21 protein-coding genes and 1 pseudogene are annotated in these 21421 nt (G+C 55.1%); 1 reads left to right on the forward strand and 21 read right to left on the reverse strand.

Features of this window, described 5'->3' with window-relative positions; genetic code table 11:
- Positions 1-28: 28 nt before the first annotated feature.
- The 7 genes from ald to AC4ED1_RS11970 form a co-directional block, all read right to left on the reverse strand.
- Positions 29-1147: an alanine dehydrogenase gene (gene ald / locus AC4ED1_RS11940; protein ID WP_490938863.1), complete on the reverse strand. Its 1119-nt coding sequence runs from the start codon at positions 1145-1147 to the stop codon at positions 29-31.
- An 83-nt stretch (positions 1148-1230) separates the two neighbouring features.
- Positions 1231-1689 (reverse strand): ferric iron uptake transcriptional regulator, encoded by a 459-nt coding sequence (gene fur, locus AC4ED1_RS11945; RefSeq protein WP_490938865.1) that lies wholly within the window; start codon positions 1687-1689, stop codon positions 1231-1233.
- A 91-nt stretch (positions 1690-1780) separates the two neighbouring features.
- Complete coding sequence (locus AC4ED1_RS11950; RefSeq protein ID WP_490938867.1) at positions 1781-2122, reverse strand: RNHCP domain-containing protein; 342 nt, start codon at positions 2120-2122, stop codon at positions 1781-1783.
- Positions 2123-2235: 113 nt separating this feature from the next.
- Positions 2236-2865 carry a stage II sporulation protein M gene (gene spoIIM, locus AC4ED1_RS11955; protein WP_490938869.1) on the reverse strand — a complete coding sequence of 210 codons (630 nt, stop codon included), beginning with the start codon at positions 2863-2865 and terminating at the stop codon, positions 2236-2238.
- Positions 2866-3019: 154 nt separating this feature from the next.
- Positions 3020-4117 (reverse strand): 3-phosphoserine/phosphohydroxythreonine transaminase, encoded by a 1098-nt coding sequence (gene serC / locus AC4ED1_RS11960; RefSeq protein ID WP_490938871.1) that lies wholly within the window; start codon positions 4115-4117, stop codon positions 3020-3022.
- A gap of 114 nt (positions 4118-4231) precedes the next feature.
- The gene (locus tag AC4ED1_RS11965) at positions 4232-5407 is read right to left on the reverse strand and encodes an endonuclease Q family protein (protein ID WP_490938873.1); all 1176 of its coding nucleotides are present in this window, start codon (positions 5405-5407) and stop codon (positions 4232-4234) included.
- Entirely contained in the window at positions 5404-5961 is a 558-nt protein-coding gene (locus AC4ED1_RS11970) for an NUDIX domain-containing protein (protein ID WP_490938875.1), read from the reverse strand. Before AC4ED1_RS11970 ends, AC4ED1_RS11965 begins: the two co-directional genes overlap by 4 nt.
- Before the next feature lie 62 nt (positions 5962-6023).
- On the opposite strand from AC4ED1_RS11970, the pseudogene AC4ED1_RS11975 reads away from it, so the two are divergent.
- A pseudogene (locus AC4ED1_RS11975) lies at positions 6024-6089 on the forward strand (hypothetical protein); the annotation flags it as partial.
- On the opposite strand, the gene AC4ED1_RS11980 reads toward AC4ED1_RS11975, so the two are convergent.
- The 14 genes from AC4ED1_RS11980 to AC4ED1_RS12045 form a co-directional block, all read right to left on the reverse strand.
- Positions 6066-7352: a DUF3866 family protein gene (locus tag AC4ED1_RS11980; protein ID WP_490938877.1), complete on the reverse strand. Its 1287-nt coding sequence runs from the start codon at positions 7350-7352 to the stop codon at positions 6066-6068. The pseudogene AC4ED1_RS11975 and the gene AC4ED1_RS11980 overlap by 24 nt on opposite strands.
- Positions 7352-8542 (reverse strand): M20/M25/M40 family metallo-hydrolase, encoded by a 1191-nt coding sequence (locus AC4ED1_RS11985; protein ID WP_490938879.1) that lies wholly within the window; start codon positions 8540-8542, stop codon positions 7352-7354. Before AC4ED1_RS11985 ends, AC4ED1_RS11980 begins: the two co-directional genes overlap by 1 nt.
- A gap of 98 nt (positions 8543-8640) precedes the next feature.
- A complete protein-coding gene (locus AC4ED1_RS11990; RefSeq protein WP_490938881.1) occupies positions 8641-9129 on the reverse strand; it encodes a hypothetical protein in 489 nt (162 codons plus the stop codon).
- A gap of 148 nt (positions 9130-9277) precedes the next feature.
- Positions 9278-10393: a M20/M25/M40 family metallo-hydrolase gene (locus tag AC4ED1_RS11995; RefSeq protein WP_490938883.1), complete on the reverse strand. Its 1116-nt coding sequence runs from the start codon at positions 10391-10393 to the stop codon at positions 9278-9280.
- On the reverse strand, positions 10387-10698 hold the full coding sequence (locus AC4ED1_RS12000; RefSeq protein WP_490938885.1) for a hypothetical protein: 312 nt from the start codon (positions 10696-10698) through the stop codon (positions 10387-10389). Before AC4ED1_RS12000 ends, AC4ED1_RS11995 begins: the two co-directional genes overlap by 7 nt.
- Before the next feature lie 41 nt (positions 10699-10739).
- Entirely contained in the window at positions 10740-12281 is a 1542-nt protein-coding gene (locus tag AC4ED1_RS12005; protein WP_490938887.1) for an acyl-CoA carboxylase subunit beta, read from the reverse strand.
- Between the two features lie 119 nt (positions 12282-12400).
- Positions 12401-12811, reverse strand: coding sequence for a methylmalonyl-CoA epimerase (gene mce, locus AC4ED1_RS12010; RefSeq protein ID WP_490938889.1), 411 nt, complete (start codon positions 12809-12811; stop codon positions 12401-12403).
- Complete coding sequence (locus tag AC4ED1_RS12015) at positions 12808-13215, reverse strand: cobalamin B12-binding domain-containing protein (protein WP_490938891.1); 408 nt, start codon at positions 13213-13215, stop codon at positions 12808-12810. Before AC4ED1_RS12015 ends, mce begins: the two co-directional genes overlap by 4 nt.
- 88 nt (positions 13216-13303) lie before the next feature.
- Positions 13304-14962 (reverse strand): acyl-CoA mutase large subunit family protein, encoded by a 1659-nt coding sequence (locus AC4ED1_RS12020; RefSeq protein ID WP_490938893.1) that lies wholly within the window; start codon positions 14960-14962, stop codon positions 13304-13306.
- Between the two features lie 111 nt (positions 14963-15073).
- Positions 15074-15991 (reverse strand): ABC transporter permease, encoded by a 918-nt coding sequence (locus tag AC4ED1_RS12025; RefSeq protein ID WP_490938895.1) that lies wholly within the window; start codon positions 15989-15991, stop codon positions 15074-15076.
- Entirely contained in the window at positions 15988-16929 is a 942-nt protein-coding gene (locus AC4ED1_RS12030) for an ABC transporter ATP-binding protein (protein ID WP_490938897.1), read from the reverse strand. Before AC4ED1_RS12030 ends, AC4ED1_RS12025 begins: the two co-directional genes overlap by 4 nt.
- A complete protein-coding gene (locus tag AC4ED1_RS12035; protein WP_490938899.1) occupies positions 16926-19238 on the reverse strand; it encodes a DUF8725 domain-containing protein in 2313 nt (770 codons plus the stop codon). The genes AC4ED1_RS12030 and AC4ED1_RS12035 overlap by 4 nt, the downstream gene beginning before the upstream one ends.
- 34 nt (positions 19239-19272) lie before the next feature.
- Positions 19273-20535: a TolB family protein gene (locus AC4ED1_RS12040; RefSeq protein ID WP_490938900.1), complete on the reverse strand. Its 1263-nt coding sequence runs from the start codon at positions 20533-20535 to the stop codon at positions 19273-19275.
- Complete coding sequence (locus AC4ED1_RS12045) at positions 20528-21127, reverse strand: RNA polymerase sigma factor (protein ID WP_490938902.1); 600 nt, start codon at positions 21125-21127, stop codon at positions 20528-20530. Before AC4ED1_RS12045 ends, AC4ED1_RS12040 begins: the two co-directional genes overlap by 8 nt.
- Between the last annotated feature and the right edge of the window lie 294 nt (positions 21128-21421).

Raw genomic sequence — 21421 nt, forward strand, 5'->3', positions numbered from 1 at the left:
GCAGGCGAAGGGAAAGCCCGCCCCGGCTTTATTCAAGCGCCCGCTCAAGGGGAACATAAGCATGCCCAAGAGCCGTCGCGACTGCCTCGTAAGTGACCTTGCCGTTGATGACGTTGACGCCCCGCGCGAGAGCCCGGTTTTCGGAAATGGCCGTTTTATAGCCCTGATTTGCGATCTGCAACGCGTAACTGATCGTCACGTTGGTCAAGGCGAGGGTCGAGGTACGGGGGACCGCCCCCGGCATGTTTGCCACCGAATAATGCACAACCCCGAATTTTTCGTATGTGGGATCGGAGTGGGTCGTGACCCGGTCGATCGTTTCGATCGATCCCCCCTGGTCGATCGCCACATCGACGATCACCGATCCCTTCCCCATTGCCTGCACCATATATTCTTTCACAAGCTTCGGTGCGCGGGCACCCGGAATCAAGACGGCGCCGATCAGCAAATCCGCTTTGCGGACCGCCTGTTCGATGTTGTAGGAGTTTGACATGACGGTTGTTACCCGTCCGCCGAATATATCGTCCAAGTAACGCAGACGGTCGGGATTCACATCGAGAATCGTAACGTGCGCGCCCGTTCCGAGCGCCATTTTTGCCGCATTCGTCCCGACGACGCCGCCGCCGATAATGACGACTTCCGCTGGCGGCACTCCCGGCACTCCGCCAAGCAGCACCCCTTTTCCGCCATTTTGCTTCTCCAGGAACTGCGCCCCGATTTGAACCGCCATCCGTCCCGCCACTTCGCTCATCGGCGTCAACAGCGGCAGCGAGCGATCGTCCAATTGAATCGTCTCGTAGGCAATCGCGATCACCCCTTTGTCGATCAAGGCTTTGGTCAGCTCCGGTTCGGGCGCCAGGTGCAGATATGTAAACAAAATCAAGCCTTCCCGAAAATAATCGTATTCCGGAGGCAAAGGCTCTTTCACCTTCATGATCATGTCCGCCTTGCTCCAAACTTCGGCTGCCGAGTCAACGATCACGGCCCCTTTTTGCCTGTACTCCTCATCGGTAAAACCGCTGCCGAATCCGGCCGACGTCTCGATGTACACGTCGTGTCCGCTGTGTTTCAGGGCTTCCACTCCCGCCGGCGTGATCGCAACGCGGTTTTCGTTATTTTTGATTTCCTTCGGAATACCGATGATCAAAGATGCCATCTCCTTTCGTCAGCTCGTCCACGAATTGCATTCATATTCTGTCCAACTTGCCAAAGAAAAACAAAAACCCTCGATCAACTCGAAGGCTTTGCTTTCCCATCATCGCGACAATCCACACAATACCCAAGAAAACTGACGCGGTGATCCACGATTTTAAAATTGTGTTCCCGTTCCACCTTTTCTTCAAGCGAATCCAGCAGATCCTCGATTTCAAAAAAACGGTTGCATTTCAGACAGATCAAATGATGGTGATGGTGCGGGTGATCTTCGGACCGGAACTCGTAACGGGCCATCCCGTCTCCAAAGTTCAATTTTTCGATAATCTTCAGTTCGCTCAACAAATCCAACGTCCGGTAAACGGTGGCAAGTCCGATGTCCGGCGCCTTCTGCTTCACCAACATAAAAATTTCTTCCGCGCTGAGATGGGCCTCTTCGTTTTCCAGAAGCACTTTCAGCGTGGCTTCTCGCTGCGGGGTCAGTTTAAACGACTTCGAATGCAATTGCTCCTTGATCTGTTTGAGTCTGTCCTGCATCCGAAGAACCCCTCCCAAAACCGTTACCGCGTCGATAAGTTGCCTTAGGCTAACATTCTAAATTTATTATATGAAAAAGCTCCAATGCGTGTCAAACACCGCGCGGGTTTCGCATCAGTTCCAGCAACCGGTCAAAATTGTCCGGCTGAACGGGGTCATCCAGCGCCGCTTTGTTTTTTGTCACATGACCGCACTTTCCGCAACGGTGAACGATCATATAGCCTTTTTTGCTGTGGAATTCGATGGCGACCGGCTCCAAAATTCCTTTGCAGCCGGACGCCCGGTCCCCCGGGTTGACATCCAGGTGCAGCGAATAAAAACATTCCGGGCAATGATTCCGGCATCCGCCCGCCGCAAGCGGTTTTACATCCGCCCCGCACCGAACGCACGTGAACGGTTCGTTTCGAACAGTAAATCTGGGCGTTTCGCTCATACCATCATTCCCATCAAAAAAATCCCCATTTCCGCATTATGGACGAGTATACCGCGAAACGTGAGGAAATGCCACCCCCCATACCCCCTTCCGCATCCTCCAGCCGGAATGTCTTATAGATGCGGCGTAATCATTTTCATCAAAAACGGGCTCACATACCCTTCCACGAAAGAAGCAACGATTAAACAGACAGCCAAGACGAGAATCAACACTGTATAAGACAAAAACTTCGGATACAGCGGCATATTTTGCGTGAAACGGGAACGCACCAGCATCAGGGAAAAGGCGATTCCCGCCACCCCCGCGACGATTAACGACGGCACGATGATCAAATTTTGCGGGAGAACGGCCAAAATTGCAAACATCAGCCCTTTGCCGGCGAAGTTGTCCACCAAAAACCCGACGGTAAAACCGATGGTAAACCCTTTTAAGAACATCAGCACCACGATCAGCGGCAATCCGATAATCGACAGCCCCAAAATCCAGATCAAACCGAGCATCTTTAAGTTCGTCGCCACGGAATGCCAAGTCACATAGGAGGAATCGGGCAAATGGTTGTCGTTGACCAATCCGAAGAAACCTTTCAAATAGTTGAACAGGTCCGTTTTTTGACTGTCCGCCAAAGCGTTGACCACGATCGCCCCGAATACGACCCCGACGATGAAAAGCACGATGGTATAGATGAACAATTTGGCGTGTTCCTGCAGATACCGAGCGGCGGCAACTTTCAGACTCCGAACCATAAAAGGGCAACCTCCTTGTCCTGCTATCTCTACGACTATATGCCGGACAAGCATGAAAAATCCCACCGAAGTAAAGTGGAAATTGCCCTATCGCCTCGGCGAATGCCGAGAAGCTATAAAATAAAATGGGGGCGATCAACCGCACCCCTTCCTGTCAGCCGTTTTGTTTTTGGAATTCGATCATAAACTCGCGGAGAGCCTGACATGCTTCAAGCGGAACCGCATTGTAGGCGGAAGCGCGGCAGCCGCCGACCGAACGATGGCCGTTCAAACCGACAAAACCGGCGTTTTTCGCTTCCGACAGGAATTTTTTCTCCAATTCTTCGGTCTGCAACCGGAATGTGATATTCATCAGCGAACGGCTGTCTTTTTCCGCGTGGCCGCGGTAGAAACCGTTGCTGGCGTCGATTGCGTCATAAATCAACTGCGCTTTCTCCCGGTTGCGCCGTTCCAGTTCCTTGACTCCGCCCGTTTCTTTCACCCATTTCAAAACAAGGCCCAGCATGTAAATGCCAAAAGTGGGCGGCGTATTGTAGAGGGAGTTGTTTTTCACATGAATGTCGTAGCGCAGCATCGTTGGCAGATTTTTTGCCGCCCTCTCCAGCATGTCCGGCCGGAGAATGACGACCGTCACGCCGGAAGGTCCCAGGTTCTTCTGGGCTCCCGCATAGATCAGGGCAAACTTCGAAACATCGATCTGTTTGCTTAAAATGTCGCTGGACATGTCAGCCACCAAAGGCACGTCCCCGGTGTCGGGAAACTCCGTCCATTGCGTGCCAAAGATCGTGTTGTTGGACGTGATGTGCAGATACGCGATGTCTTTCTCGTATTTTAATTCGTCAACCCCCGGAATTCGCCGGTAAGACTCTTCTTTTGTGCTGGCCGCTTCAAATACGCCGCCGATCAGCTTGGCTTCGGCGTAAGCTTTTTCCGACCAGGAACCGGTCATCACATAGCCCGCCGATTTTCCGGCCGGCAGAAAGTTCATCGGCACCATGCTGAACTGCAGGCTGGCTCCGCCCTGTAAAAACAAAACGTGATAGTCTGCGGGAATCCCGAACAATTCCTTTAACAAAGCGATCGCTTCGTTGTGAACTTCCTCATACAGCGCGCTGCGGTGGCTCAATTCCATCACGGACATGCCGGAACCGCGAAAATCGACCAATTCCTCCTGCGCTTTCTGCAAAACGGGCAGCGGCAGCGCCGACGGTCCCGCGTTGAAATTGTAGGCGCGATGCACTTGCTTGAGCATGTTGTCCTCTCCTTTTTCTTCCCTAAAATTTTCTTCCCTAAAATGCCGAAAAAATTATAAACCTATGATAACATAAGAGAATTACGGACAGCCAGAAAAATCATTTCGAAATTTTTATTCCGCCAGCGCTTTTCCGTACCTGCCGCCACCCCCGACCGCGATTTTCAGGGTCCCGTTGCGGGCCCGCACGATGTCGCCCGCGATGCGTTTCCCCACCACTTCCGCCAACTGTTCTTCCGTTGCGGAATGCAATACGTTCATCTCCGTTCCGAAAGCGGCCAGCAGCCGGTCCATGATTTTTTTCCCCACGCCGGGAATAAACTCCAAAGGAATCTGGTATTGATAGACGGGACGGTGTGGCGGATGAACCGGTTCGGAACGATCCGCGATCGCATAGATGCGGTCGATCACGCCGCGGACGACGCGGCTTCCTCCGCACATCGGGCAGGAAAAAACGGGCGGTTCCGCCTGCACCACTCCGTTGCAAGCCAAGCAATACGTGCGGTGATATTTTCCCAATTGCGGCGCCAGGCCGTAATTGGCAAGCACGCGGTGACCTTCTTGCCGGAGGAGGGCTTTTTTGACATCAGAAAAACCGGTTCCCCAAGCGGCGATTCGGTTGTATTCCCGGCCGATTTTTGCCAGCGAATGGGCATCCGAATTTGAAACGTAGGTAAGATGCTCATGTTCCGAAAAAAGGTCCGCTAGGTCGGTGTCGGCGGACAGCCCCAATTCCAGCGCGGTCACTTTCGACAGATCCAGCATTTCGCTTGCTTTCTCCACACAGTTCCCATAAACGCTCTTGTGCGGCGTGAAAGCGTGATTGACAATGAACATGCCTCCCAGTTCCCGCGCGATGTCCTGTAATTCCCAAGCCGTGCAGCGGGCCCGTTGCGAAGACAGCACCGGATTGGCGACCCTTGCTGCCAACCAATTGGAAAATTCCTGCATGGTTTCCAGATCGGGCAGCCAAACGCCGAAATGGGCGGCTCCCCCGCGCGGCCCGCCGGTCTCCACTTCCGCTCCCAGCAATACGGTTGTTTTCCCTTGATAGGCGAGACCTCCGCCTGGCAACGGCACCAGTTCCCCGCTTGCAACCAAATCCCGGATCTCCCGCAGAACCGGCGGAGATATGGCGTCGATGATCCCTACGATATCGATCCCTTTGCGTTCCGCCGCTTCATTCACGATCTCAAAAAAACGCAGATCGCGGGAAGCCGCAATCTTGACTGCCTGATTCCCGAGTGTTCGCCCGATATGGATATGCAAATCGAGAAAATACTCGTTCATGCGCGGCCTGCCCTCGCACGTTCTTTCATCCACCAATAAAGCGCGGTGATGGTCTTTGCATCCGCCACTTCGTTATCCGCAAGGAGTTTCTCCACTTCCGCGCTGTCCGCTTCCAGCAGGTCGAGAAACTCGTCTTCGTCCAGCTCCTGCTCGCCTTTTGTCAACCCTGTCGCCAGGTACAAATGAACGATTTCGTCGGCAAATCCGGGTGAGGTATACATCGAATGCAAATGCCTCCATTCGTCCGCCCGGTAGCCGGTTTCTTCCAGCAGTTCCCGCTTTGCGCATTCCGCCGGATCTTCCCCCGGTTCCAGCTTTCCCGCCGGGATTTCGACTAGCGTGCGTTCGCACGCCTTGCGGAATTGACGCACAAGAAGCACCCGGTCCTCTTGTGTGATCGCCAGAATCGCCACCGCTCCCGGGTGCCGCACAATTTCGCGCGTCGCTTCTTTGCCGTTGGGAAGCGCAATCGTATCCACCTGAAGCGAAATCATTTTCCCCTGAAAAATCGTCCTGCTTGAAATCGTCGGCTCGTGCAGATGCTTGTCTTTCATGTCTACCGCTCCTCTTTCCCTTGTCCCATCCCTGAATACAGTAGTACCACACAATATTTAAAATGAACAGGGAGTGCTCCGCCGTGAAAACCTACGTCACCCCGTCAAGTTTGCGCATCGTCGGCAAAGCCTGGCAAATTCGCGCCGTTTTGCGAAAATTCGCCTGCAGCCAACCTACGTGGCAAGCGCATCTGGAAATGCGGAATCCGCTTCCGCAATAGCTCCGCAGCCAATTGTCCCGCAGCTCCCGTCGCCAGAAAAAAGGGCTGTTCTTCGGAAAACGTTCTTCCCATGGTGGACAAGTTTAGCTTGTAATAACCCGCCGCCTGGCTGACCGACGCCCCGTCCCGGAAGCGGAGACGGTGCTTGCGGGCGATGCCCGATTCCCGCAATTGTTTCATGATAACGTCCATATAAGCCGGCTCCAAAATCGGCAGCGGGACGAACGCTTCCGCTAGGGCCACCTTTCCGAGCGCCGTCAGCGTATGATGACTGATTCCCCGGTGTCCCGGCCGGGCGTCGGCAAACGAGATACGGGCACATGCGATCGGGATTCCCTTCAGACTGGCAACCGCATTGACAATCTGCCCCTGCTCAATTCCCGTATGCCCAAACAGTGTGTTTGTCCCCACGATTCCCGGTCCCATTGTGACGATGGCGAGATCCGCACGCAAGACATGTCTGGCCGCAAGCAGTCCCGAGTACAAATTCACCGCCTCGACATCCCCGCCAAACGCGTGCCCGACGGTTACAGTCCCGCTTATCAGCCCTTTGGCTTTCAATTCGGCAACCGTTTTCGAAAACGCTAGCGGCAGCGCGCCGCCATCCGTCATGACATAGGCGATACGCGGCAAGGCAGAATCCGCGCCTCGCCGGCTTGCTCCTGCTCCCGTTTCCGCTTCAACGCCGGAGCCGGCATGCAATCCGCCGCTTTCACCGCCGCCTCTTTGCAAAAACGCGAAGGAAACCGTTGCCGCTACGGCGGGCAGCATCGAATGCAGTTCGGCAGCGACTACCGGCATTCCGTCAATTGAATCCTGCTCTCGGAGCAGGGGATGTGCCGGATGGTCCGGTTCTTCACAACTGAACACGCGAATTTGTCCCGGCGTGTAACGGAGTTTCATGATATGCCCTTTGCCCTGCGGGTCTTCACAGGTAAACCCCTGTCCCCCAACGGTTTCGTCGGGCAGCACGAAATGGCATCCGCCCGTGCCAAGCCCCAGCCGTACGGCCGACGTGTTGAGAAAAACCGTTTGTCCCGGAACGACGGGAGCGGACAGCCCCGTATACTGGATCGCCCGCTCCTCCTTGTCCCCTACCTGCACAGCCAGTTCCAGAATCCCGGGTCGTTCTCCGGTAATGCGGAGAACCCGGCCTTTCTCAATCCGCATCATCCGCCGACACCCGCAGCTGTACCGGCACGTTCCACGACTGCTTCGACAATCCCCAGCACCAGCCGGGTTGCCTGCACCAAATCTTTGACCGCAACCGTTTCCTCGGACGTGTGGTCATTGGCGGCGCCGACTCCCAGATTGACCGCCGGAATCCCTTCCGCGTTAAAAATATTGGTGTCGCTTCCCCCGCCCCTGGCAGCCAGTTCGGGGGTGAGTCCCACCTTTCGCGCTCCGTCAAAGGCGATCCGCACCACATCGTCCTCCTCAGTCAGATTGAATCCGGAGTAAATCGGCTGTTCTTCCATTTCAAAGTGGGCACCGAATTTTTCGCACGCCATGGCAAAAGCGGTATGAATCTTGGCGAGCTGCCAAGTCAGTTTGTCATGGTTGCGGCTGCGCACTTCTCCCCACAGCTCCACATAATCGCAAACGATGTTTGTGCGCTGTCCGCCTTTGATCACACCGACATTGACGGTCGTCTCCTCATCGATCCGCCCCATTTCGATTTTAGACAGCCCCAATCCTGCCGCCGCGATCGCATTGATGCCGTCTTCCGGATTGACTCCGGCATGGGCGGATTTGCCGTAAACTTTCACGGAAAAATCGATTTCGCTCGGGGAAGCTCCGACAATCACATGCGGCGGTCCTCCCGAATCCATCACAAAACCGTATTTTGCCCGGAGCTTCTTTTTATCGAGCAGCCGGGCGCCGTTCAGTCCCGTTTCCTCGGCGATCGTAAAAACGAACTCCAAATCGCCGTGGGGTAAACGGTACTCGTTGATCAACCGTGCCGCTTCCAACAGGGCGGCAATTCCCGCTTTGTCGTCCGCACCGAGAATCGTCCTGCCATCCGTCCGGATCACCCCGTTTTCCACGCTGGCAACGACGCCCTTGTTGGAAACCACCGTATCCATGTGAGCCGCAAACATCACGGGGACGGCGTTTTCGACGGAACCCTTTTTTCGGGCAATCAGATTTCCGGCAAAGCGGATTGTTTCCGCCCCCCGCATGTCGCCAAGCCGCTGCAGCAAATCACGGCCCGCATCGTCTTCTTCCACTTCAAATCCCAACGTTGCCAGTTCCCGCTTCAAATAATCGGCCATCTCCCGCTCATGGGAAGAGGGGGAGTCGATCCTCACCATTTCCAGGAACCGCTCGACAAGGCGTTTTTCGTTCACTTTCACCATGCGTGCACTCCTCCCGACTTGTAACCAAACTCAGGAGTAGTATGCACAAAATGCCAAAAGCTGAACCGGAAGATGCATTCGGTCCAGCTTGTTTTTTGTTACATGCTTTGTTGCTTGCGGATCACGTCGTAGAACCACATTGGATCCTCGAGGTCGGCACGCCGTCTTTCCGCTTCAAACAGGAAAAAATGGATCAGCAGCAACGCGTCGAGTTCATGCATCGACAAAACTCCGGGTATGCCGTAATCCTTGGCAACCTCCATCCTCGCCCGTTGCCCTTCTTCCTCCCGGTTGCCAAGCAGCCGACCAAACAAGACTGCATGCACCAGATGGGGCGGAATGGTGTACGGAATATTGCCGCGCTCCTCAATCCAGCGAATGGTTCTGCCTTCAACGGGATGCGCGTGGGTCCGTTCGATCAAAATTCGGTCGGGCGGATTCTGGCGAAAAATCTTGTCAAGCAAAAACCGCAATTCCTTTTCCCGGAAAAACCCGCGTTCCAAAACGGCAGCCGGTTTGTTCCTCCCTTCCCAGCGAATGTACATCAGACCGGTCAAATGACCGGGATCCAATGCCAGGATGTTCATGCTGCATCCCTACTTTTCATGGAATATGTGGTTCGGCCATACTGATTGTGACGAGAAAGGAGGCACATCGTGTTTCCTGCTACAATTATATACGAAAACAAAGCCGGCGGGTACAGGCTGAGAATACCAGCCTTGCCAACCGGCTTATCTATACTTCTTGCGTGACCGCAACCATAAATCGGGCCGCTTGTTCCAAGTCATCCAAGCGGATAAACTCATCGACGGTATGAATCTTTTCATACCCGATGGCGATATTGACGGTCGGTACGCCAAGCCCGTTCAAAACGTTGGCGTCGCTGCCGCCGCCGGATGACATCGTGGCAGGCTCGAGTCCGATTGCTCTGGCAGCCCGTTTCGCAATCCGGACAACCTCATCTTCATCGTCAAACTTGAATGCGGGATACATCCAGGTGACGGTGACATCAGCCCGTCCTCCCGCTTCCCGGGCGGCCTGCTCAAATGCCGATCGCATGTGTTCCAATTGAGCGTCCAACTTGCTCTTGTCAAGACTGCGTGCTTCCGCAACAATTTCCACCCGTTCCGGCACGATGTTCGTGGCGACTCCGCCGTTGATCATTCCCACGTTGGCCGTCGTCTCGGCATCGATCCGCCCGAGTTTCATGCGGGAGATCGCCGTGCTTGCGATCTTGATGGCGGAAATCCCCGCTTCCGGATTGACGCCGGCATGAGCCGTTTTGCCGTGAACCACCACTTCGACTTTCGCTTGGGAGGGCCCTTGCGTCACAATTCTGCCAATCGGCCCGTTACTGTCGAAAGCGAAGCCGTAATCCACATCTTGCAGCAAATCCTGGTTTAAATGACGGGACCCCAATAACCCGACTTCTTCCCCCATCGTAAACAGCAGAACAAGATTGCCGTGGGGGAGGTGTTGTTCGTGCAAAACCCTCACCATTTCCAAAATCCCGGCAACGCCAGCCTTGTCATCGGCGCCGAGAATTGTCGTTCCGTCCGAAGTGATCCGGTCCTTCAAAACCCGCGGCTTGACTCCTTTTCCCGGTTGAACGGTATCCATATGACAGGTGAACAGAACCGTCGGCTTGCCGTTATCTCCCTTGATCCGGCAAAGCAAGTTTCCCGCGTTTCCTCCGACTTTCGCGCCTGTGTCATCTTCGTAGATCTCCCCGTACGGCTTCAATTTGGCGATCAACGCGTCGGCCATTTGCCTCTCTTCACACGAATGGCTGTCGATCTGCACCAGTTCGACAAATTCCCGGATCAGCCGATCACGGTTGACTGTTACCATTTCGTACGCCCCTTCTTCCGGTTCGTTGCGTCTTGGCAGCAGCTTCCCCGGTCGCCTTCCCGTTCATACAAGTAAGCCAAACGCGCTTGCTTGCTGTCGACATGCGATGCGACGCGATTTGCAATCTGCAATCTGCGCCCCGCTTCACGCCAGGCGGAACTCTGTCCGGTGGACTCCACAAACCGGGTCTGATGGCGTTTCAAGGGACGCCAAAACCAGTCCTCATAAAAAGACTCATCGATCGAATCGGCCTCCGGTTCTTGTTTTTCCCCGGACTGCCACACATCTTCTTCACGCAGTGCCACTGTATTTCCCTCCAGTAAAAATTTCGCCAGTCTATCGCTTATTACAGCGGGATGTTGCCGTGTTTTTTGGGCGGTCTGGTATCCCGTTTGTTGCGGAGCAACTCCAGAGCTTCTTTCAGTTTTAACCGCGTCTCCCGCGGATCGATCACATCATCCACCATACCGGCAGCCGCCGCCACATAAGGATTGGCAAATTTCTCCTTATACTCAGCGATCTTTGCCGCCCGCGTTGCAGCCGGATCGGGGCTTTCCGCGATTTCTTTGGCAAAGATGATATTGGCCGCCCCTTCCGACCCCATGACGGCCACTTCGCCGGTCGGCCAGGCATAAACCAGATCCGCTCCAATCGCTTTTGAGTTCATCGCCACATACGCTCCCCCGAACGCTTTGCGCAAAATCACAGTGATTTTCGGCACCGTCGCCTCGGAGTAAGCGTACAGGATCTTCGCCCCGTGTCGGATGATACCGCCGTGTTCCTGCTTGACCCCCGGGATGAAGCCGGTGACGTCCTCAAAGGTGATCAACGGAATATTGAAGGAATCGCAGAATCGGATAAAGCGTGCGATTTTATCGGAAGAGTCGATGTCCAAACCGCCGGCCATGAATTTCGGCTGATTGGCGACAATTCCCACCGCATGCCCGTTGATTCGCGCAAAACCGACTACCGCATTTTTCGCAAACGTCGGCTGTACTTCCATAAAGTCCCCGTGGTCGACAACCAGGTGAATAACGTCCCGGACATCGTAGACCTTTGTGCCGTCCACAGGAACCACATCGAGCAATTCCTCGATCCACCCGTCATCGTCAGGAGCCGCCACTTGCGGCGGGTCTTCCATGTTATTGTCAGGCAGGAACGACAACAGGCGCCGCACCTCGTTCAGCACGTCCTCTTCCGACGGACCGGTAAAATGAGCCACACCGGACACGCTCGACTGGACTTTCGCGCCGCCCAAGTCTTCCGCAGAAATTTTTTCCCCCGTGACCGCCTCGATCACCTTGGGTCCGGTGATAAACATTTGCGAAGTCTTCTCCACCATGAAAATAAAATCGGTGATTGCCGGCGAATAGACGGCTCCCCCGGCACAAGGCCCCATGATGATGGAAATTTGCGGCACAACGCCGGAATAAATCGCGTTCCGGTAGAAAATATGCCCGTATCCGTCGAGGGAAATCACGCCTTCCTGAATCCGCGCTCCGCCGGAATCGTTCAGCCCGATGATCGGGGCTCCGTTTTTCGCAGCCAAGTCCATAATTGTAGCGATCTTCTTGGCGTGCATTTCGCCAAGGGCGCCGCCAAAAACGGTGAAGTCCTGGGCAAACACATACACCAACCGGCCGTTGATCTTTCCCCAACCGGTCACCACGCCTTCGCCCGGCGCCTCCACCTCGGCCATGCCAAAATGCGACGCGCGGTGCTCGATAAACGGATTCAGTTCGCGAAACGTCCCCTCATCCAAGAGAATGTCAAGCCGTTCCCGCGCCGTAAGCTTTCCTTTTTCATGCTGCTGCGCAATTCGCTTGTCGCCGCCGCCCAGTTCCACTTTCCGGCGGCGTTCGTGCAGTTCTCTGATTTTGCTCTCCACTCAAGACCCCCCAATACTATGCCCGCCCAAGTAACAAACGGTTCTGCAACCGATTCCGGGTACTTTGGCGGGAACCCGTCTAACACTTTTCAAAAAATATTTAAATGAGTCGATTCGTTTTAATCAACTCGTTGGCAATACTCGGTCAATACGCCAAAGGTATCTTTCGGATGCAGAAAGGCGATCAGCTTTCCATGCCCGCCGGGGCGCGGTTTTTCGTCGATCAGTCGGACGCCCGCCGCTTTCGCCTCCGCAAGCTTTGCCTCAATGTCAGTGACGGCATACGCCACATGATGGATGCCGGGGCCTTTTTTCCGCAGAAAAACCGCAATTGGACTGTCGGGCGCGGTCGGTTCCAGGAGTTCCACGGTGCTCTCGCCGACAGCCAAAAACACAGCCCGCACTTTTTGGTCTTCAATCACTTCCTCGTGGATGACTTGCAGGCCGATCGGCCCTTCGTACAGCGGAAGCGTCTTCTCGATGCTCTCGACGGCGATGCCAAGGTGGTCGATTTTTAATATGCCCGTCATGACGCCGCTCCTCTCTTCACATGTTTCCTGATAAAATCGGCCGTTTCCCGAATCGGGGTCCCCGGTGTGAAGATCGCGGCAATCCCGGCCTGTTTCAAAGGTTCGATGTCCTCATCGGGAATCACGCCGCCGCCGATGACCAAAATGTCGTCGACACCCTGTTCTTTCAACAAACGGACGACTTCCGGAAACAGTTCCATATGCGCTCCCGAAAGGGAAGACAAGCCGATGCAATCGACATCTTCCTGAATTGCGGCCGCCACGATCTGTTCCGGCGTCTGCCGCAAACCGGTGTAAATCACTTCCATTCCGGCGTCGCGCAACCCTTGCGCAACGACCAAAGCTCCTCGGTCATGACCGTCAAGGCCCGGTTTCGCAACCAATACACGAATTTTATGTTCCATTTCCGTTCTCCCCTTTTTCGAAACGGGATCATTGCCTTCCCTGGATTGTGAGCGAGCATTCAGTCGGCTGATACCTCAAAGCGATATTTTAGAACAATGAGGGCCGATATTCGCCGAAAACAGTACGCATCACGTTGCAGATTTCGCCGGTGGTCGCGTACACGCGGACAGCATCAAGGATGTACGGCATCAGATTGGCTTGTCCTTCCGCCGCCTGTTTCAACGCTTGCAAGCGTTTCTGAACTTCCTCGTTGTTCCGTTCGGACCGGAGCTTCGCCAATCGCTCCGCCTGAATGCGGCCCAATTCCGGATTGACGCGAAGCAGTTCCGGCTGCGGTTCGTTGTCCAATTTGAATTTGTTCATCCCGACCACAATTTGTTCGCCGGATTCGATCGCCATCTGCGTTTGATAGGACGCGTGCTGGATTTCCCGCTGCATGTAGCCCGCTTCAATCGCCGCAACAGCGCCGCCCATCTCGTCGATCTTCTCGATGTATTCCCAGACGCGGGCTTCGATTTCGTCTGTCAGCGCCTCAATATAATAAGAACCGCCGAGCGGGTCGACCGTATCCGCGACACCGCTTTCGTACGCGATAATTTGCTGCGTGCGCAGGGCGATTCTCGCCGATTCCTCAGTCGGCAGCGCCAACGCTTCGTCGCGGGAATTCGTGTGCAGACTCTGGGTTCCGCCCAGCACGGCCGCCAGAGCTTGAATCGTCACCCGCACGATGTTGTTGTCAGGCTGCTGCGCGGTGAGCGTGGAACCACCGGTTTGCGTGTGGAAACGAAGCTGCCAGGACTTGGGGTCCTCGGCTTTGAAACGGTGCCGCATGATCTTCGCCCAAATCCGCCGTGCCGCCCTGAACTTCGCGATCTCTTCCAGGAAGTTGTTGTGGGCATTAAAGAAAAACGACAGCCGGGGCGCAAACTTGTCAACCGGCAATCCCGCGTCAATCGCCGCTTGCACATAGGCGATGGCGTTGGACAGGGTAAAGGCGACTTCCTGCACTGCGGTGGAACCCGCTTCCCTGATATGGTAACCGGAAATCGAGATCGTGTTCCAGTTGGGCACTTTTTCCGCGCAGTATTCGAAAATGTTGGTGATCAGCCGCATCGAAGGCTTCGGCGGGTAAATGTAAGTTCCACGCGCCACATACTCTTTCAAAATATCGTTTTGAATCGTGCCGGTCAATTTGTCGGAGGAAACGCCCTGCTTTTCGCCGACGGCTATGTACATCGCCAGCAGGACCGACGCGGGGGCGTTGATCGTCATGGAAGTGCTGACCTTATCGAGCGGGATTCCCTGAAACAAAGTTTCCATATCCGCGAGAGAAGAAATGGAGACCCCCACTTTTCCGACTTCGCCGCGGGCCATCGGATCGTCGGCGTCATAACCGATCTGGGTCGGGAGATCAAACGCTGTCGACAAACCCGTCTGCCCCTGTTCCAGCAGGTAGCGGAAACGCCGGTTGGTTTCTTCCGCCGAACCGAATCCGGCATACTGCCGCATCGTCCAGTAACGGCCGCGGTACATCGTCGGCTGAATCCCGCGGGTATACGGATATTCGCCCGGAAATCCCAGTTTTTCCAAGTACTCTTTTTGTTGTTCTTCGCCTTTCGGCATGTAGAGCCGGTCTACCTCAATGTCGCTGGACGTGGCAAACCGTTCTTTACGTTCCGGAAATCTTGAAACCGCTTTCCTTGTCTTTTCTTGCCAAGCTTGAAGTCTCTCTTTGAACTCCGACACAGAGGCCCCTCCTACCCTTATCTTTCTGTAATTTGTCTTTTTTTTGAAACTATTATATCACACTGTGAAACGAGATACATACAGAAAAAAAGAGAGCCGATCGGCTCCCGTTCATCCGTTTCCGGATTTTCGCTTCCACCAGGCCGGTTTGGGGCGCACCGGATGCAGCAAATACACGCCCAGCGCGAGAAACAGCAAAATCAGCAAAGGAAAAACCGACAGAAAAATCGGCCAGGGATCGGTCACCCACATGTCGAGAACCGGACTCCCCGGGTAGCGGGGAACATTGGGAATCCGTCTCGGTTCGAACAGTTCGACCAGCATCATCGCCGGATTCAAACTTTGAAAAATCACGGGCAGCGAATTCAAAAACGGATTGTTTTGCAGAAACGGATGATTCGGATAGCGGTTTCCGTTCCACAGCAATTGTTCAATCTCAACAGACAAGAACAGCGATCCCGCGAGAAAAACGAACAAAAAACCGTAGGCGACAACCGTGCTGACGCTGGTGCGTTTAAACCAAACGGAACAGAGAATCCCGAACGACGCGCAAAACAAAACGGTCAGGATGAACAACCCGAAGACTTCCAGCAACTGCAGCGGCGAGATCCCGCCGTATAAAAGCACCAGCGCGTAGATCGGCAGGGTCGCAACGATCAACAGCAGAATAAACGACACGGAAGCCAGCAGTTTGCCGATGACGATCGACGCAGGCGAGAGATGGGTCGTCAGCAAAAGGTTCAGCGTCTGTCTCTCCCGTTCGCCGCTGACGGTGCCGGCCGACAGCCCGGGCGCGACAAAGGCGATCAGCGCCATCTGCACCAACGCCAGGCCGATAAACATCGGTTTGCTCCTCCCGATCTCGATAAACCCTTGCAGGTAAATTTCCTGATACATCAAAAACACTGACATGCCGCCGACAGCCAGCAAATAAAACGCGATAATCAAGGGGGTTTTGACAGTCCGCCAGCGCTGGCGAAATTCTTTTACCAGTACGGGATTGGAAAAGCCCGAAAGAATCCGGTTCATGTTCCCACCCCCTTCGTGATCGCCAGAAACAGGTCTTCCAGATTCCCGGTGTCTTCCCGCATATTGATAACGGGAATTTCCTCTTGCACAAGGTGTTTTAGCAATTCCCGCTGCTCCCGTTCTGTCCCGTCAAAGGTAACGTGCAGTTCGCCATCCGCAACTTTGCTTTTCACAACGCCCGGCTTCCCCTCCAACAGAGCCGCGGCCCGCCGCAACTCCTCCCGGCCGGCGTCCGGCAACAACCCGATTTTCAACAGCCGGTGCCCGTACACCTGTGCCTTGATTTCCTCCACTTTTCCCACCGTCACCAGTTTGCCCGCCTCAATTACGCCGATATCGGTGCACATTTCGGCCAGTTCCGGAAGAATGTGGGAACTGATGAGAATGGTTTTGCCCATGCGGCGCAATTCTTTCAAGATTTCTTTCATTTCGATGCGGGCTCTCGGGTCCAGACCGGATGCCGGTTCGTCCAAAATCAACACTTCGGGATCGTGAACGAGACTTCTCGCCAGACCCAACCGTTGTTTCATTCCTCGCGACAGATAGTCCACGTAGGAATCCGCTTTTTCCGAGAGATTCACCAGTTCAAGCAAATCGCGGATCAGCGCGGGCCGCCTGTTTGCGGGAATGTCGTAAGCCGCCGCGTAAAATTCGAGATACTCGACTGTTTTCAAATTATCGTACACCCCGAAAAAATCGGGCATGTAGCCGACAAGTTGCCGCACCTCACGCGGCTGTTCCGTCACTTCGAAATCCCCGATGTAAGCCTTGCCGCCGGTCGGTTCCAAAAGGGTCGCCAAAATGGACATGGTGGTCGTTTTCCCCGCTCCGTTCGGCCCCACAAAGCCAAAGACGGAGCCTTTCGGAATATAAAGATCCAAATCCGCCAAGGCAACAAACTTTCCGTACTTCTTGGTCAGGCCCTCGATTCGAATCATGCGGTCACCTCCCCTTCGACAAGAATGTGTAACCGCGGTACGGGCCGGTGATCCGGAAACGGGTTTCGGTATTGGATGCGCAGCCAGTTGCCGTTTTGCAGATACGCGTCGACTCGATCCCGCTCGATGGTCAGCCCGCCGTTTTTGGGAAACTCTTCCCATTGCATGGTTTTCCAGTTGAAAATCCTTTTCTCAAACAGTTGCGATTCCTCCTCATCGGCTTGAATCCGGATCCGTCCGACTTGCAACGAGGAAACCGGCTTGGTTTGCATTTCGATTGTGATCTGCCCCTGGCCTCCCACTGTTTTTACAGCCGACGTATCCATCCCGAATCCGCCCGTGATTTCGACGACCCGCGACGGCAGAAGATCGGCGGGTAGTAACACCTTGCTTCCCGGTTTATATTTCAAAGCCAATTCCTGGCGAACAAGGTACAGGGCGCCGCGCTCATTCGGTTGTCCCCTGACTGTAGCGATGTCAAGCGGGTCTTCCGTCCACCCCAGGAGAGTGACGATGCCGTTTTCAAACGGCGTGCGGCGATTTGCATAATCCAGAATCTGATCATACCGCTGAATGATTCCCCATCCTTTGGCGCCAACCGGCATCAGGTCCGCCGGATAGGGCCGGCCGCGGTCAATGTCGGGCGGACCCGGACGGTTTTCAAGCTGCACCAAAATGTCCTGGCTTTTGCCGACCGGCAGATCCGGCACCACGATCACTCTCGAACCGACGACCATCCGCACATCGCGCAGCGCAAAACGGGTACGGTTGGTAATTGTACCGGCCAGCGTCCCCTCTTGCACCGACAGATCCGCCTCTATCTCTCCCGGGTTCCTGACGGCCCCTTTAACCAGCGCCTGCCGCAGCGTCATATAGTCGACATCAGAAAAGTACACCACCTGTTTTTGCTGATCGGATCTCATCAGCGGCGCGGACGACCGGTCGCCGCCTCCACCGAACGGTCTGAGCAGCGTATCCGCCGCGGCTTCGACTTCGTAATCACCCCCGTTTCTCACGACAAACGAATGAGCGGCTTCCACCCTTGCAAAATGAGGGTTTGCAATCTCCACGACACCCGCCGCCTGATTGATCGGTCCGTCGTTTCGGGCCGCCAATCCCGCCGCAAGAATTCCGCCAGTCGACAGCAGCGCCAGAGAAGGCACAGCCAGCCATCCCCATTCCCGCTTGTCCCTCCGGCGCAAAACGAAATAAATCCCCGGCCCCGCGACCAGCACATACATCAGGATGACGACGATCGCGGTTCCGATCGGGACGAGCTGCGACTGCGGAAGATAGCGGCTGGGTCCCGTCAGATACCCGATCCCCTCCCCTTTCGGCATGTTTTTTCCCGCAAGCGAACGGTTGCCAAACAGGATCCTCTCCCACAGTTCGGAGTTGCCGTCCCAAGACACGAGGGAACTCGCTTGCAAATCGTAAGCCGTCCGGATCACTTGCCCAAGACCGACTTTTTTGGCGGCGACCAGAACCGTTTCCCCTTCCTCCAGCAGCACCTTCCCGTCTACGGATTGTGCCTTCGCAACCGGCAAAACCCCGGCAAGCGGCGAACCTGGAGCATACCGGTTGAAAACGTTCAAATTTGTCTGTGTCAGACCGTTCGAGGTGAAGGGCAGCAAATCCTTCAGACCATCGGCTTGATCGGCTTGAGCGGCTGCAGCGAACGGATGTCCCGCCACCAGGGTGCCGCCCAACTCCACCCATTGCCGGAGGGCGTTTGTCTGCTCGGGCGAGAGTGTCAGCGCCGGATCGTTGATCACAATCACATCGAGGGAATCCAATGCGGCAAGCGGCCCGACATCCGCCGCAGACAACGATTGAACGTTGACTCTGCCCCCATACGGATCTTCCTTCCGGTCCATGAAGGAAAACAGATTTTTCTCGCCGATCGTGCCGACCATGACCCCAATGTGCGGAGTTCCTTTCAGGGGAATCTCCTCCCGCTCCTGCCCGTTTTCCAGCAGCGTAACCCTGGTATCCGAATTCAACAGGCCGCCGGGAATTTCCATGACCGCCGTCTCCGACTTTCCCGCCGGGACCCGAATCTGCTTTTCGTATACCTCTGCAGGCAGCTTCCGCCCCCACACGCGCAACACTCCTTCGACGGCCGGTCCCCGACTGGTCACGGTAATTTTGACCGGGGCCCAGCTTTCCGGCTTATAATACCCGTTTACACCCGCCTCGGCCGTCATAAAGACGGATTCCGGTTCCCTGGCGGCGAGAGCGTCCGCGTTGAAAGTGCCGGGTCCAAACATCGCAACCGCAAATACGGTAATCAATCGCAAAATATTCATGCCTCTCCTCATCCCATCCTTCCCGCGCCGTTTTTTACTCAAAGCGCAGTTCCAAACGCTGCAGATAAAATCGTTTCTCCCGTTCCGTCTGCCGCACAAAGTACAAGACGAACTCATTGTTGCCGCCCCAAAGCGGCGCCCAGTCTACCACGCTTGCGGTTGCCGCCAATGTTTGCGGACCGCCGGTTCCCCGGTTTTGCACCTCTTGCAGCCACTCCTGTTCATCTTTTGCCGGAACGACGGAAATATTGGTCAAACGGGTTTTGTGTTCGCCCGATTCTGTCATCAGCCAGATCTCCTGCCGTTTCTCTTCCACCTGGTACACCGGCCTGCCGTCGGCCGCCGCCTGCAAGACCCTGTAGGTGACGTTCGGATAGACATAGGCAATGTACGCCCCGTCAGGCGACCATACCGGCATCAGCCCCTCGGCCAGCTTTTTTTCGTTCCGGCCGTTCCGGTCGACAGACCATATCTCCCTTTTTCCGTCCCTCTCCCCTCCGGCCGGGCGGGAAAACGCCAGTTTGCTGCCGTCGGGCGACCAGACGGGCGTTGCGGCCCGATCCGCCACCTTTTTGGCGCCGGAACCGTCCGTTTTCATAATCCATAACTCGCCGTCCGTTTCACCCGGTCCCCGGCGCCCCTCCACCTTGGTTCTGATAAACGCGATATACCTTCCGTCTTTGGAAAAAACGGGGGTTCTGTCCGTATACCCCGGCGGCGGAGCGGTCAGCTGCCGGACTTCGCGGGTCCGGAAAGAAACGGCACCGATTTTCGATTGTCCCTGCCGTTCGATACTGACCGCAACGGTCGCACCGTCGGGCGAGAAGGACGGGTCCCGGTAAGAACCTTCAGCGGGAGCCGGAAGCAATTCCTGGTCAAACCCGCTGTCCATTCCGCGAATCCAGACCGTTTTGTTCTTCTCAAACGCCAGAAAGCGGGCATCGCTTGTCAAGGCGGGAGGCAAAGCTTCCAACTCCACAGGAAACAACTGCCGTTGCTGGACAACCTCCACACTTTTTTCATCCGTTTCTTTCGGCGAAGAGAGATAGAATGCCAGCAGCGTAACCAATAACGCGACGGCGACGGGAACAGCCCATTTGCCAAACAGGATGCCGGCACGTTGATTTTTCTGCAGCCGGGGACGGTCGTCCGACGCGGCAGAGATGCCGGCAAGCAACTGCTTTCGGAGTTTTGCGCGCAGCAATTCGTTGGCTTGAATCGAATCCCGCAAGGACGACAAATCCCGGGCAAGCTGCGGGGGAAGAATCTCATCGCGTTCCCATTGCTCGTTATTCATGTCTCTCCCTCCTTTCCAATTCCTCATACATGCCGCGAAGCTTCCGGATCGCCCTGTACAGCAGCGTTTTTACCGCCCCTTCCGTCTTGTCGAGTACAGCCGCGATCTCGCTGATCTTTAATTCCGCCACATATTTCATGGACACGACATCCCGGTATTCATCAGGCAATTGCGCCAGCATCTCATGCAAAGTTCTCACGTTTTCCTTGCTGACGATTTCCTCCTCCGTCTGCCAGATGCCGTCCGACAAATCGCTATTCAACTCCTGGCCGTCAATCAACGAACGGCCCTTTTTTCTCAAGTAATCGATATAGGCGTTTTGCGCCACCCGGAAAATCCAGGGACCGAAATGCTCCGTGATCCCGCCGCGCATACATACTTCATACGCCTTGGTGAAAACCAGGGTGGTCACATCGTCGGCATCCCAGTAGTTGCCGATGCGATACCGCAAATACCGGTTCACCTTGTCAAAATACTCATCGTACAAGGCTGCAAAACGTTCTGACGTAACCGGATGGACATGCCGGTCCCTTTTATCCGGGTCCGTAGTTTCCGCCAAACCCGTCCCGAGTTTCTTTCCGCCGGAGAACAACGGCTTCCCTCCTCCCCTGGCGCGAATCCGCCCAATCTGATTTCCTGTGGTCTGCCCGCAACGCGACAAGCGCTTTGCCGGAATTCAGGGTGATCATCCCGCGCCCATTCCGCTTCGAAATTGTACCTCCCATCCTGTAATACGACTGTCAACGTAAATAGTCACACTTCTCGCAAAAATTTTTTCACCCCAACAGGATCATCAAATTTTATAAATTCAGATCATGAAAAAAGTGCCACGTGCACCCTTTTTATGATAATGTTATATTGTGGGTTTGTACCAAAATTTGTTGTA

The organism is Effusibacillus sp. SKA8, assembly GCF_058273125.1.